The sequence below is a fragment of the Azospirillum brasilense genome (assembly GCF_003349955.1).
Lineage (GTDB): Bacteria > Pseudomonadota > Alphaproteobacteria > Azospirillales > Azospirillaceae > Azospirillum > Azospirillum brasilense_B.
In genome coordinates this window covers 16,017-29,149 of record NZ_QLKQ01000023.1, presented here as the reverse complement: position 1 = coordinate 29,149, position 13,133 = coordinate 16,017, and the positions used below count along the sequence as shown (strand labels likewise).

The window sequence follows — 13,133 nt, the reverse complement described above, 5'->3', positions numbered from 1 at the left end:
CCCTTACAGCAGCGCCCCTCACAGCAACGCCAAGGCGACGCGGTAGGTGATGAAGCTCGCCCCGTAGGCCAGCGTGATCATGTAGACGAACATCACCGCCGGCCAGAACCAGCCGTTGGTCTCCCGCTTCACCACCGACAGGGTGGCGACGCATTGCGGTGCGAAGACGTACCAGGCGAGCAGCGACAGGGCGGTCGGCAGGCTCCAGGAGGCGGCCAGCGCCCCGGCCAGCGAGGATTGCAGCGCGTCGCCGCTCTCGCTCAGCGCGTAGATCGTGCCCAGCACGCCGACCGCCACCTCGCGCGCCGCGATGCCCGGCACCAGCGCCACGGCGATCTGCCAGGTGAAGCCGATGGGCGCCAGCAGCGGTTCCAGCGCGTGGCCGATCATGCCGGCGATGGAATACTGGATGGCCGGCTCGGTCGCCCCCTCCGGCGCGCCGGGGAAGCTCGCCAGGAACCACATGACGATCATCAGCGCGAAGATCGTCGTGCCCGCGCGCGCCAGGAAGACCTTGGCCCGCTCGAACAGGCCCAGCGCGATGTCGCGCGGGTTGGGCAGGCGGTAGGCCGGCAGTTCCATCAGCAGCGGCTCGCGCGCGCCCTTGAACACCGTGCCCTTCAGAACGAAGGCGACGGCCAGCGCCGACAGGATGCCGGCGGCGTAGAGCGCGAACATCACCAGCCCCGGAAGCCCGACCAGCCCGCCCAGCAGCGGACGGTCCGGCACGAAGGCCGCGATCAGCAGCGTGTAGACCGGCAGCCGGGCCGAGCAGGTCATCAGCGGGGCGATCATGATGGTCGCCAGCCGGTCGGCCCGGTTCTCGATGGTGCGCGCCGCCATGACGCCGGGCACCGCGCAGGCGAAGCTGGACAGCAGCGGGATGAAGGCCCGCCCGTGCAGCCCCACCCCGCCCATCAGCCGGTCGAGCAGGAAGGCGGCGCGGGCGAGATAGCCGGTCGCCTCCAGCACCAGGATGAAGAAGAACAGCACGAGGATCTGCGGCAGGAAGATGACCACGCTGCCCACCCCGGCGATGATCCCGTCGGTCAGCAGGCTGCGCAACGCGCCGTCCGGCAGGGTGGCGGCGACCCAGTCCTTGAGCCCGCTGACCGCGCCGTCGATCAGGTTCATCGGCGCCTCGGCCCAGGCGAACACCGCCTGGAACATCAGGAACAGCACGAGGAACAGGAAGGCCAGCCCGAACACCGGGTGCAGCAGGACCGCGTCCACCCGCCGGGTCGCCAGCGGCGGCAGGCCGGCGTCAGCCACACAGCCGGCCAGCAGCCCCTCGACCTCCTGGTGGTAGGCCCGAAGGTCGCGCGAGGACGGTTCGCTCCAGCCGCAGGACGCAGGATTCTCCGCCGCATCGGTCGCCATGGCCATGGCGCCATCGATCTGCTCCAGCAGCGGCTGGACGCCGCCGCGGCGGATGGCGACGGTCGGCACCACCGGCACGCCGAGCGCGGCCGACAGCGCCGCCGCGTCGATGCGGCAGCCGCGCTTCTCCGCCGCGTCCATCATGTTCAGCGCCAGGATGATCGGACGGCCCAGCCGCTTCAGCTCCACCACCAGCCGCAGGTTCAGGCGCAGGTTGGTGGCGTCGGCGACGCAGACCAGCAGGTCGGGGCTGTCCTCGTGCGAGAAGCGGCCGAGCACGACGTCGCGGGTCACCTCCTCGTCGGGGGAGCGGGCGCGCAGGCTGTAGGTGCCCGGCAGGTCGATCACCTGGACGCGGCGGCCGAGCGGGCTGACGAAATGCCCGATCTTCCGTTCCACGGTGACGCCGGGGTAGTTCGCCACCTTCTGGCGGGAGCCGGTGAGGGCGTTGAACAGGGCGGTCTTGCCACAGTTCGGGTTGCCGACCAGCGCGATGCGCGGCGGCAGGGCGGAGTCCAGGACCGACATGGCCGGATGTCCTTACAGGAGGTCGCTTTGAAGGAAGGAGATGACGCCGTGGGTCAGATGGCGGGCGTCAGGCGGCGGGCGCCACCCGCACGGCGCGCGCCTCGGCGCGGCGTAGCGCCAGAGTGTGCTCGTTCACGCGGATGGCGATGGGGTCGCGGCCCGGAAAGGCTTCGTGCAGGACCTCGACGTGGGAGCCTTCGACCAGCCCCATCTCGATCATGCGCCGCTCCAGCTCCCCTTCGGGAAGGGTGGTGACGACCCCTCGCTCATCGACGCCGGTCACGCGGGCGCGCTCGCCCTTCTTCAACTCGCCCAAATGCCGTCCGCCGGGGGACTGGCCGGTTTCGGGGGTGGGATGACCGCTCATGGCTGCACCTGATCGCACCGGGAGGTGGGGGGCGCGTTCCTGTCCGCCCCTCTTCGCCGCGGATGATCCTGCGAAGCGTTCGCACTCGTCCAGCCGCCAAATGTCGCAGGAGCCCTGTGAAATTAGCGTAACGACCACAATTTTATTATGGCTTTGCGGAAGCTGCCCCGGCCTTCGCGTCGCCCTTGACCACCGGTGCGGACGCCGGCGCCTTGGCGGAGCGGTCGAGGTTGGCCTGCGCCGTCTTCGCCGCCGCGCTGTTCGGCGTGTTGCGGACGATCTGGCTCCAGTCCTCCCGCGCGCCCGGCAGATTCCCAGTCTGCGCCTTGATGGTCGCGCGCAGCAGCAGCGCGTCGGGGTCGCCGGGACGCAACTCCAGCGCGCGGTCGATGTCGGCGACGGCCTGCCGGTCGTTGGCCAGCGCCTTGTGGGCGGCGGCGCGGTAGAGATAGGCCTCGGCGCGCCGCGGGTCCCTCTTCAACGCCGCGTCCAGATCGGCCACGGCGTCCCAGAAGCGCTCCGTCTCGGCCCGCGCGATGGCGCGGTCGATCAGCAGGTCCACGTCGTCCGGCTGGAGCGCCAGGGCGCGGCTGTAGGCCCGCTCCGCCCGCACATTGTCACCGGCGCGCAGCCACGCCCAGCCCGCACGCCCGAGAATCGAGGCCCCGGCCTTCGGGTCGTCCTTGCCCAGCACTGGGGCCAACTCCTCCAGCCGCGCCCCGGCGGTGGTGAAGTCGCCCTTGTGGAACAGCGCCAGCGCCTGGCACAGCCGGGCATGGTCGCCGCCGCCGCGGTTCAGCCAGGTCTGCGCGCTTTCCAGCGCCTCGGCCGGGCGCTTTTCGGCCAGCGTCAGGCAGGCCTGGAACTCCCGGTTGTGATCGACGGCGGGAGCGGAGAAGGCTGGGCCGGCGGACAGGAGCGCCAGCGCGGCCGTGATGAGGTAAGCGTTGCGTCGGTTCATGGCGGCCTTACACTCCGTCATTGCCGCTTCCGACGCAAGGACCCCGCAAGACATGGCTTCACCCCGTCTGTTCGTCTTCGGCCTGGGCTTCACCGCCCGCGTGTTCGCCGACCGGCTGAAGGCCGAGGGCTGGCGGATCGCCGCCACCTGCCGCGGCGAGGACAAGCGCGCCGCCCTGGAGGCGCAGGGCATCGAGGCGTTCCTGTTCGACCGGGGCCGCCCGCTGGACGACGCCCGCGCGGCGCTCGCCGGCACCACCCACCTGCTGGTCAGCGTCCCGCCCGACGAGCGGGGCGACCCGGTGCTCGACCAGCACGCCATGGATCTGGCGGACCTGCGGACGCTCGACTGGGCCGGCTACCTCTCCACCACCGGGGTGTATGGCGACACCCAGGGCGAATGGGTGGGCGAGGCAGCGTGGCTGCGCCCGACCGGCGAGCGGCAGAAGCGCCGCGTCGAGGCGGAGCGCGGCTGGCTGAACCTCTACCGTCAGTACGGCGTGCCGATGCATCTCTTCCGGCTGGCCGGCATCTACGGGCCGGGGCGCAGCGCGCTGGACAACGTGCGCGACGGCACCGCCCGGCGGGTGGACAAGCCTGGACAGGTGTTCAGCCGCATCCATGTGGAGGACATCGCGGCGACGCTGCGCGCCTCGATGGACAAGCCGACGCTGGGCGCGGTCTACAACGTCGCCGACGACCTGCCCTCCCCCTCCCACGAGGTGGTGAGCTACGCCTGCGGCCTGCTGGGCGTCGAGCCGCCGCCGCTGGTGCCCTTCGAGGAGGCCGGGCTGTCGCCAATGGCCGCCAGCTTCTACGCCGACTGCCGCCGGGTGAAGAACGACCGCATCAAGCGCCAGCTCGGCGTCGCGCTGGCCTACCCGGACTACCGCGCCGGCCTGGACGCGCAATTCGCGGCGGAGAGCGGGCGGTAGAGTCGCGGCGACGCGAATCGCGTGCCCTCCCGCCCCGGCCGCAATCCCCCTACGGCGGCACCCCGCGGGGGCGTCACGGGCCTCCGGATGGGCTGGAATCGTCGTTTCCGGCGACCGCCCGACCGCGCCGAACGAATTTGGTTCGGCAAAACCGACGTTGTGGTATCATGCGCCCCCGTTCCGGCCCGCTGGATTGCGGCCGGACCGGCATGGGTACGCCTGCGAATCGCAAAAAACACGACCTGCCGAGACGACGACCAGCATGAACATCATCATCGAACGCGCCGCCCTTCTCCGGTCCCTTGGTCATGTGCAGAGCGTGGTGGAGCGCAGGAACACCATCCCCATTCTGTCCAACGTGCTGCTGCGGGCGAGCGACGGCGAGCTGTCGCTGGCCGCCACCGACATGGACCTGGAGATCGTCGAGACGGTCCCGGCCACGGTGACCCGCTCCGGCGGCACCACCGCCCCGGCCCACACGCTGTACGACATCGTGCGCAAGCTGCCCGACGGCAGCCAGGTGGAGCTGGACATCGGCGGCCCGAATGGGGGCGGCGACGGCACGATCCTGACGCTGCGCGCCGGCCGCTCGCAGTTCAAGCTGTCCTGCCTGCCGGTCGATGATTTCCCGCAGCTCTCCGGCGGCGACCTGCCGCACCGCTTCGACCTGACGGCGGGCGATCTGCGGGCGCTGGTCGACCGCACGCGCTTCGCCATCTCGACCGAAGAGACGCGCTACTACCTCAACGGCATCTACCTGCATGCCGCCAAGGCCAAGGCCGGCGGGGCCGAGCTGCCGGTGCTGCGCGCCGTGGCGACCGACGGCCACCGTCTGGCGCGGGTCGAGATGCCGCTGCCGGAGGGCGCCGCCGGCATTCCCGGCGTCATCGTTCCGCGCAAGACCGTCAACGAGATCCGCAAGCTGATCGACGAGGCCGCCGACCGCATCGAGCTGTCGCTGTCGGACAACAAGATCCGCTTCGCCTTCGATTCGGTGGTGGTGACCTCCAAGCTGATCGACGGCACCTTCCCGGATTACGAGCGGGTCATCCCGGTCGGCAACGACAAGACGATGGAGGTGGACGCCAAGCTGTTCGCCGCCGCCGTGGACCGCGTCGCCACCATCTCCACCGAGAAGAGCCGGGCGGTGAAGCTGTCGCTGACCCGCGGCACGCTGACCCTGTCCGCCACCAGCCCCGAAGCCGGCAGCGCCACCGAGGAGCTGGAGGTCAATTACCAGGAAGGCCCCCTGGAAATCGGCTTCAACTCTCGCTATCTGCTTGATATCACGCAGCAGATCGAGGGCGAGGGCGCGCGCTTCTCGCTGGCCGACGCCGCGTCGCCGACCATCGTGCGCGACGTCGCCGACGCCACGGCCCTTTACGTGTTGATGCCGATGCGTGTGTGACCGGTCCGGATGGATCGGCGCTTTTCGGGCCGGCGCGCTCCGGACCCCGTGTCTGACGGGGTGCGGCGGCCCGGCCCCCGCATCCCGGATCGGACGCTTTGCTCGACGCCAGACAGACTTCGCCCTACCCCACCCCCGTGGGGGACGCTCCGGCCGCTTTGGCGGTGACGCGCCTGACCCTGACCCGCTTCCGCGGCTATGACAGCGCGCGCCTGGAGCCCGACCACCGGCCGGTGGTGCTGACCGGACCGAACGGCGCCGGCAAGACCAACCTGCTCGAAGCGGTCAGCTTCCTTGCCCCCGGGCGCGGCCTGCGCGGCGCCAAGCTGTCGGAGGTCGAGCGGATCGGTGGCAGCACCGGCAATGGCGCCGGCTGGGCGGTCGCCGCCGTTCTGGACACCCCCACCGGCCCGGTGGAGATCGGCACCGGCCGCGAGATCGGGCCCCAGGCGGCTTCGGGCGTCGAGCGCGACCGCCGCGTCGTCCGGGTGGACGGACATCCCGCCAAGGGCCAGACCGTGCTGGCCGAGCATGTCGCCGTCGTCTGGCTGACCCCGCAGATGGACCGGCTGTTCCTGGAGGGCTCCAGCGGGCGCCGCCGCTTCCTCGACCGCCTCGTCTTCGGCTTCGACCCCGCCCACGCCGGCCGGCTCAGCCGCTACGAGCACGCCCTGCGCGAGCGCGCCCGCCTGCTGCGCGAAGGGCACCGCGGCTGGAACGGCGACGAGGGCTGGCTGGGCGGGCTGGAGGACCAGATGGCGACCACCGGAGTCGCCGTGGCCGCCGCCCGCCGCGACGTGGTGCAGCGGCTGCGCGCCGCCTGCGGGCGGGCCGTCGGCCCCTTCCCCGGCGCCGACCTGACGGTGCAAGGCACGGTGGAGCGCTGGCTCGACGAGGGTCCCGCCCTGGCCGCCGAGGACGCTCTGCGCCGCTCGCTGCGCGACAGCCGGCGCGCCGATTCGGATGGCGGCGGCGCCACGCTGGGGCCGCACAAGAGCGACCTCGCGGTGCGCCACGCCCAGAAGGACATGCCGGCGGCGCTCTGCTCCACCGGAGAGCAGAAGGCGCTGCTGATCGCCATCATGCTGGCAAACGCCCGCCTTCTGGCGGCGGAGCGCGGCGCCGCCCCCCTGCTGCTGCTCGACGAGGTGGCCGCCCATCTGGACCCGCAGCGGCGCGAGGCGCTGTTCGACGAAATCCTGGCGCTGGGCGCCCAGGCCTGGATGACCGGCACCGACGATTCGGTCTTCGGGCCGCTCGGCGGTGCGGCCAAACGCTTCCACATCGAGGATGCGACCGTGACCCCGGCCTAGCCCCCCAAAAGACCCGCGAAAAAGGGCTGAAAAGCCCAGAAAATCGCCCGCGGAACAACGGTATTCCGCCGAAACCCAACGCAGTCTGCTATAGTCGAGCCATGGCACAGGAAGCACTGAAGAACGACCTCCCGCAGCAGGATTACGGCGCGGAATCGATCACCGTCTTGCGCGGGCTGGACGCCGTGCGCAAGCGTCCGGGCATGTACATCGGCGACACCGATGACGGCTCCGGACTGCACCACATGGTCTACGAGGTCGTGGACAACGCGATCGACGAGGCGCTGGCCGGCTACTGCGACGCGGTCGTGGTGCAGCTGAACGCCGACGGGTCGGTCACGGTGCGCGACAACGGCCGCGGCATTCCCACCGACATCCACTCCGAAGAGGGCGTGTCGGCGGCGGAGGTCGTGATGACCCAGCTCCACGCCGGCGGCAAGTTCAACCAGAACTCCTACAAGGTGTCGGGCGGCCTGCACGGCGTGGGCGTGTCGGTGGTGAACGCCCTGTCGGAGACGCTGGAGCTGCGCATCTGGCGCAACGGCCGCGAATGGTTCATGCGCTTCCGCCACGGCGTCGCCGACGAGCGGCTGGCCGACATCGGCGCGGCCCCGATGGTCGACGACGGCAAGGGTGGGCAGAAGCCGCTGTCCGGCACCGAGGTCACCTTCCTGCCGTCCAAGGACACCTTCACCAACACCGAATTCGACTTCGCGACGCTGGAGCACCGGCTGCGCGAGCTGGCCTTCCTGAACTCCGGCGTGCGGCTGGTGCTGACCGACGCCCGCGGGGTGGAGCCGAAGGTCCAGGACCTGCACTATGAAGGCGGGCTGGAAGCCTTCGTGAACTGGCTCGACCGCTCCAAGGTGCCGCTGCACAAGCCGGCGATCTCGATCAAGGCGGAGCGCCCGACCGAGCATGGCGGCGTGGTCACCGTGGAATGCTCGCTCCAATGGAACGACAGCTACCACGAGACGACCCTCTGCTTCACCAACAACATCCCGCAGAAGGACGGCGGCACCCACCTCGCCGGCTTCCGCGCGGCGCTGACGCGCGCGATCAATAACTACGCCAACGAGTCGGGCATCGCGAAGAAGGAGAAGGTCAACCTCTCCGGCGACGACGCGCGCGAGGGCCTGACCTGCGTGCTGTCGGTGAAGGTGCCCGATCCGAAATTCTCCAGCCAGACCAAGGACAAGCTGGTCTCCTCCGAAGTCCGCCCGGTGGTCGAGGCGGTGGTGGGCGAATGCCTCGCCCAGTATTTCGAGGAGCATCCGGCGGACGCCAAGCGCGTCGTCCAGAAGGTGGTCGAGGCCGCCGCCGCCCGTGAGGCCGCCCGCAAGGCGCGCGAGCTGACCCGGCGCAAGGGTGCGCTCGACATCGCGTCCCTGCCCGGCAAGCTGGCCGACTGCCAAGAGCGCGACCCGGCGCTGTCCGAACTCTTCATCGTGGAGGGCGATTCGGCGGGCGGCTCGGCCAAGCAGGGCCGGTCGCGCCAGTTCCAGGCCATCCTGCCGCTGCGCGGCAAGATCCTGAACGTGGAGCGGGCGCGCTTCGACAAGATGCTGTCCTCGGCCGAGATCGGCACGCTGATCGCCGCGCTGGGCACCGGCATCGGGCGCGACGAGTTCAACCCGGACAAGACGCGCTACCACAAGATCATCATCATGACCGACGCGGACGTGGACGGCAGCCACATCCGCACGCTCCTGCTGACCTTCTTCTTCCGGCAGATGCCGGAGCTGATCGAGCGCGGCTACCTCTACATCGCCCAGCCGCCGCTCTACCGCATCAAGCGCGGCAACGCGAAGGAGCGGTACCTGAAGGACGACCGGGCGCTGGAGGAGTATCTGATCGAGGCAGCGCTCGGCGACCTGTCCGTGCGCCCCGCCGACGGTTCCCTGCTGACCGGCGAGCCGCTGCGCGAGATGGTCGAGCAGGCCCGCGGCGGCCGCCTGCACATCGAGACGCTGGCCCGCAAGGCCGGCAACCTGTCGGTGGTGGAATCGGCGGCGGTCAGCGGCGCCCTGTCGGTCGCCCTGTCGCAGGACACCGCCCAGGCGCAGCAGGCGGCCGAGACGGTGGCCGCCCGGCTGAACGCGCTGGACGTGGAAGGCGGCTGGCGCGGCGAGAGCCTGCTCCAGGGCGGCTACGCGCTGGTGCGGACGCGCCGCGGCGTGACCCACCGCCATCATCTGGACGCCGACCTGCTGAAGAGCGCCGAGGCGCGCAAGCTGGACGCCATCGCGGCGGACCTGAAGCGCGTCTACGCCGAGCCGGGGCGCGCCTTCGAGAAGCAGAAGGAGAGCCGCAGCCTGACCGGCCCCGTCGCCCTGTTCGACACGGTGATGGAACTGGGCCGCCGCGGCGTGACGATCCAGCGCTACAAGGGTCTGGGCGAAATGAACCCCGACCAGCTCTGGGAAACCACGCTGGACCCGACCAAGCGGTCGCTGTTGCAGGTGAAGGTCAACCACGCCGACCAGGCGGAGGAGGTCTTCTCCACCCTGATGGGCGACATCGTCGAGCCGCGCCGCGAGTTCATCCAGGAGAACGCCCTGAAGGTCGCCAACCTCGACGTGTAAGGAAATTTGTCGGTTGTCTGATAAACCGAGGTTTCGCCACATTAAGCGAGGCGGGTGGAACACCCCGCCTCGCTTTTCTTTTTGAGATTGCGGGAAACATTCCTAGCCTCTCTTTGAGAGCCTCGGCGCGCCGCTTGTCAACATTGCCCGTCCCCGCCGACCGGGCGGAGGATGCGAGGTAACCCGGTCGGCGAAACGCGCCCCGCCCACACCCCCGGGCCGCGCCCCTCAAACTGTCCTTGGCACCGCTCGCCACCGCCCCAGAGCGTCGGGCGTCCCTCAATGTTGACAGTGTAATCGCCCCTTTCCTTTCCCGTACTCGCGAAGATAGATCCCCGAAGCCCCGGCGCCTAAAGACAGACCAGAAAAGGATAGGTGCGCCCGAAAGCGGTCCTGAGAATATTCGCTCGTTGCTTCGAGGACACCCGCGCTCCATCATCTTCGCATTTCTCCTTCACGGAACCATCGAGTAGGGGCGAAGGACACAGGGAACACACGGGAGAAGCCATCCTCTCCCATCCGGTGCGTCGGCGGACCGGAGGCGGAGCAGTAACCCATCCGATCGGTCCGACCGGCCGGAACCATCGGCGCCATCGTCGGAAACGGTGCCGGATCGGACTACCCCCGGGCGTACCCCGACTGCATCCGTGCGCCGGTAAATGTTCCCGTTGTGTTCTCAGCGCGGCTGGGTCATGGGAATATATGCCCGACAAGGGACGGGGTGCGAACCAGGAAGACCGATGTCCTGGTCCGCATGGCAGCGCATGAGGTGGAGGGACCACATGAACGAAGACGACGACGTCGCCGGTCCGGAAGAGGCTTCCTTCGGGACCGATGGCCCAGCCCCGGATGTCCGGACTCCGCCGCGGAAGAACGGCGGCGAGACCACCGTCCAGAGGAACCGCAACGAACGCGGCCTCGTCGCCAGCCGGAAGAACGGTATCCCGATGCCGTGGAAGCGAGAGGCGGAGCGGGACTTCATGCACCTCCTGGAGTCCGCCCCCGAGGTCCGGTCCTACGAGGGCCGCCAGGACGCCATCGCGGTCAACGTCGACGGCGAGATCCGCGAACATCGGGTCCAGTTCAAGGTGGAGGTGGCCGACGCCAGCGGAAGGGCGCACACGGTGATGGTGGACGTGTTCGGCAACCTCGACGGCGCCAAGGGCCGATTGGTCGATGCCGTCGCGGATCACTACTCCGCGCGCGCGATTCACTACGTCGCCGTCACCGAGGCGGAGGTTGCCCGCCAACCCCGTCTCGGCAACGCCAAGGCCGTCCTGGCCGGAGGCGCCGTCGAGCCGCCGGAGGACTTTCTCCTCGCCCTCCCCGCCGCCCTCGCCCGCGCGCCCGCGACACTCGGCGAACTCGAACGCGCCCTCTCTGACTGGCGCCCCGCCGCGCCGACCGATCCGCCCACGCCGCTTCGGAACCTGATCTACGCCGCCGCCCTGCGCGGGTGCCTGCGGCTGGAACTCCATAAGGAACCCATCTCGGAACACACCCCCATCCTCACCTGACGGAGGCACCTATGGCACGCCGGTTCACGCCCAAATTGATCTTCCTACCCGCCCAGCCGGTCGAGATCCGAGGACGGCGCTACCGGTATGTCCGGCGGGCGCCTGACGGCAGTGCGGTCTTCGAGGACGAACAGACCCAGGAACAGATCCGGCATTCGGACGCCGAGCTCGCCCAACTTCTCGAAGCCAAGCAGTTCGACGTCCTGCCCTGGCCTGTCGTGAAGGCTCCGGACATGGCGGAGGAACTCGCGGCGATGCGGGACCGCGTCGCCAACGACGAAGGGTTGCACGCGGAGACGATACGGTGGTGGCGGTATGTGCGCGCATGGGTGAAGAGCGGGAACGCCTCCTACACCAAGGACATCCTGAAGCCTCTGATCGAGCGGGTGGCGAACGACATCGGCGATCCCGAGCCGCCAGGCCCGAGCACCGTTCAAAAGTGGATCAAGCGGTTCCGCGAGCGCGGTCGAGTGTTCGAGGCGCTGGTGCCGATGACCCACCGGCGAGGCAACAGGACCACAAGGTTCAGCGGCGAGGTCATGGACCTGGTCGATAGGGCCATCGACGAGAGCTACCTTCAACCCGGCGAGCCGCCGCTTACGTTCGCGCACAACAAGCTCCTCGCGCTGGCCGCCGACCGCAACTCCTCGTTGCCCGAGGGCATGAAGATCAAGATCCCCTCGGCGCGGACCCTCTACCGGATGAGGGATCGGCGTATCGACGCGTACACCCTGGTCGCCACCCGCCAGGGCAAGGAGGAGGCCGACGCGCTGTTCCAGCCGGTCGGCTCCGCTCCTGGTGTCGATGCCATCAACCGGATATGGGAGATCGATCATACCGAGGTCACGAGCTTCCTCGTCTGCTACGGCCCGGAACCCGATCCTGATCGTATCATCGGACATCCATGGATCACGGTCGCCCTCGACCGGCATAGTACCATGCCCGTTGGACTCTACGTCGGCTTCGAGGGGCCGAGCCTGTTCACGGCCTTCGAATGTTTGCGCAACGCGATCCTGCCGAAGGGCTACATGCGGGAGAACTACCCGCAGATCCAGAACGACTGGCCGTGCTTTGGCGTTCCGCGCTGCGTCGTGCCCGACAACGCCGCCGAGTTCCGGTCCCCGCAATTCCCGACCGCCTGCGCCGCCCTTGGCATCGACGTCCAGTTTACCCCCGTCGGCAAGCCGCGGTTCAAGGGCAAGATCGAACGGTTCTTCGGAACCCTACAGACGCAATGCCGCTCCGTCACGGGCGCGCGCTTCGCCGACTACTACAGGCGTGTGCGCCGCCCGACGCCGGAGACCGCCAGCCTGGTCACCCTGGAGCAACTCGAGTACCTGCTCCACCGGTGGATCGCCGACGTGTACGCCGTCAGCCCGCGCCGCCGGTTTGACGGGCGCTCCGCCCGCGACATGTGGGAGAACAGCGCACGCATCCATGCGATAGCCCCGCCGAGCCGAGAGCGCGTCCTGACCTCCCTGTCCCTGACCGAATTCCGCGTGCCGCGCAAGGACGGCATCACATTCCTGGGACTTCGTTACAACAGTACGGAACTCGCGAACCTCCGCATCGCTCCGAAGGCGCCTCCCGAGTTCCGCATCAGGATTGACCCCGGTGATCTTGCCGCGATCCAGGTACACGACGAGGCGAACGACCGGCACATCAGGGTCGAGGTCGATCCGGAACAGCGTGACGTCGCCGTCGGGAAAACTCTGCACCAGTACAAGGTCGCCCGCGCCCTCGTCCGCAATAACCCATTGCGGTACGCCGGGAGCGAGGACATCGCGCGCGCGATGGTAGAGATCACAGAGTACGGGCTGAAGCGCCAGGGTAAAGGCACCCAGAAGGAACGCCGCGCCCTCGCGAAGCTCACCCAACAGCCGGGCGGGCGTCGACGCCAGGCCGATGCCCCCGATACCCCGCCGCGCCCGATCGTCGACCTCCTCCTCGAAGGCGTGGAGGCGGGCGCCGCCCCTAGCCCCGGGGAGGGTCCGGCGGACGACACGGACCAGATCACCGGCGAGGCGCACCAGGACGACATCGACTTGGAGCGCGTCGCCCGCCGCCGCGGAATCCGGACCGACACCATGCGCCCGCGGGGAGGCGGCGATGGAGTGGAATGAACGGAACCGCCGGGTCG

9 protein-coding genes are annotated in these 13,133 nt (G+C 69.4%); 6 read left to right on the top strand and 3 right to left on the bottom strand.

Annotated features, from left to right (window positions below):
• Positions 1 to 18 precede the first annotated feature (18 nt).
• The 3 genes from feoB to DXK32_RS12565 all read right to left on the bottom strand — a co-directional run bounded on the left by feoB (position 19) and on the right by DXK32_RS12565 (position 3,236).
• Complete coding sequence (feoB, locus tag DXK32_RS12575; protein WP_114858819.1) at positions 19 to 1,908, bottom strand: ferrous iron transporter B; 1,890 nt, start codon at positions 1,906 to 1,908, stop codon at positions 19 to 21.
• Between the two features lie 67 nt (positions 1,909 to 1,975).
• On the bottom strand, positions 1,976 to 2,275 hold the full coding sequence (locus DXK32_RS12570) for a FeoA family protein (RefSeq protein ID WP_114858818.1): 300 nt from the start codon (positions 2,273 to 2,275) through the stop codon (positions 1,976 to 1,978).
• Between the two features lie 145 nt (positions 2,276 to 2,420).
• Positions 2,421 to 3,236 carry a tetratricopeptide repeat protein gene (locus DXK32_RS12565; protein WP_247877118.1) on the bottom strand — a complete coding sequence of 272 codons (816 nt, stop codon included), beginning with the start codon at positions 3,234 to 3,236 and terminating at the stop codon, positions 2,421 to 2,423.
• A gap of 52 nt (positions 3,237 to 3,288) precedes the next feature.
• On the opposite strand from DXK32_RS12565, the gene DXK32_RS12560 reads away from it, so the two are divergent.
• The 6 genes from DXK32_RS12560 (at position 3,289) to DXK32_RS12535 (ending at position 13,116) form a co-directional block, all read left to right on the top strand.
• Positions 3,289 to 4,170 carry an SDR family oxidoreductase gene (locus tag DXK32_RS12560; RefSeq protein WP_114858816.1) on the top strand — a complete coding sequence of 294 codons (882 nt, stop codon included), beginning with the start codon at positions 3,289 to 3,291 and terminating at the stop codon, positions 4,168 to 4,170.
• A 262-nt stretch (positions 4,171 to 4,432) separates the two neighbouring features.
• Positions 4,433 to 5,578: a DNA polymerase III subunit beta gene (gene dnaN, locus DXK32_RS12555; protein ID WP_114858815.1), complete on the top strand. Its 1,146-nt coding sequence runs from the start codon at positions 4,433 to 4,435 to the stop codon at positions 5,576 to 5,578.
• A 98-nt stretch (positions 5,579 to 5,676) separates the two neighbouring features.
• Positions 5,677 to 6,891, top strand: a complete 1,215-nt coding sequence (gene recF / locus DXK32_RS12550) for a DNA replication/repair protein RecF (RefSeq protein ID WP_247877117.1) — start codon at positions 5,677 to 5,679, stop codon at positions 6,889 to 6,891.
• Positions 6,892 to 6,992: 101 nt separating this feature from the next.
• A complete protein-coding gene (gene gyrB, locus DXK32_RS12545) occupies positions 6,993 to 9,476 on the top strand; it encodes a DNA topoisomerase (ATP-hydrolyzing) subunit B (RefSeq protein WP_114858813.1) in 2,484 nt (827 codons plus the stop codon).
• 782 nt (positions 9,477 to 10,258) lie between these two features.
• A complete protein-coding gene (locus tag DXK32_RS12540; RefSeq protein WP_114858812.1) occupies positions 10,259 to 10,993 on the top strand; it encodes a hypothetical protein in 735 nt (244 codons plus the stop codon).
• An 11-nt stretch (positions 10,994 to 11,004) separates the two neighbouring features.
• Positions 11,005 to 13,116, top strand: a complete 2,112-nt coding sequence (locus DXK32_RS12535) for a Mu transposase C-terminal domain-containing protein (RefSeq protein ID WP_114858811.1) — start codon at positions 11,005 to 11,007, stop codon at positions 13,114 to 13,116.
• The last annotated feature ends 17 nt before the right edge of the window (positions 13,117 to 13,133 follow it).

Bases quoted from the DNA above. Each gene is read 5' to 3' on its own strand.
- DXK32_RS12540 (WP_114858812.1), top strand. From the start codon at position 10,259: ATGAACGAAGACGACGACGTCGCCGGTCCGGAAGAGGCTTCCTTCGGG.
- gyrB (WP_114858813.1), top strand. From the start codon at position 6,993: ATGGCACAGGAAGCACTGAAGAACGACCTCCCGCAGCAGGATTACGGC.
- DXK32_RS12535 (WP_114858811.1), top strand. From the start codon at position 11,005: ATGGCACGCCGGTTCACGCCCAAATTGATCTTCCTACCCGCCCAGCCG.
- dnaN (WP_114858815.1), top strand. From the start codon at position 4,433: ATGAACATCATCATCGAACGCGCCGCCCTTCTCCGGTCCCTTGGTCAT.
- DXK32_RS12570 (WP_114858818.1), bottom strand. From the start codon at position 2,275: ATGAGCGGTCATCCCACCCCCGAAACCGGCCAGTCCCCCGGCGGACGG.
- DXK32_RS12560 (WP_114858816.1), top strand. From the start codon at position 3,289: ATGGCTTCACCCCGTCTGTTCGTCTTCGGCCTGGGCTTCACCGCCCGC.
- DXK32_RS12565 (WP_247877118.1), bottom strand. From the start codon at position 3,236: ATGAACCGACGCAACGCTTACCTCATCACGGCCGCGCTGGCGCTCCTG.
- feoB (WP_114858819.1), bottom strand. From the start codon at position 1,908: ATGTCGGTCCTGGACTCCGCCCTGCCGCCGCGCATCGCGCTGGTCGGC.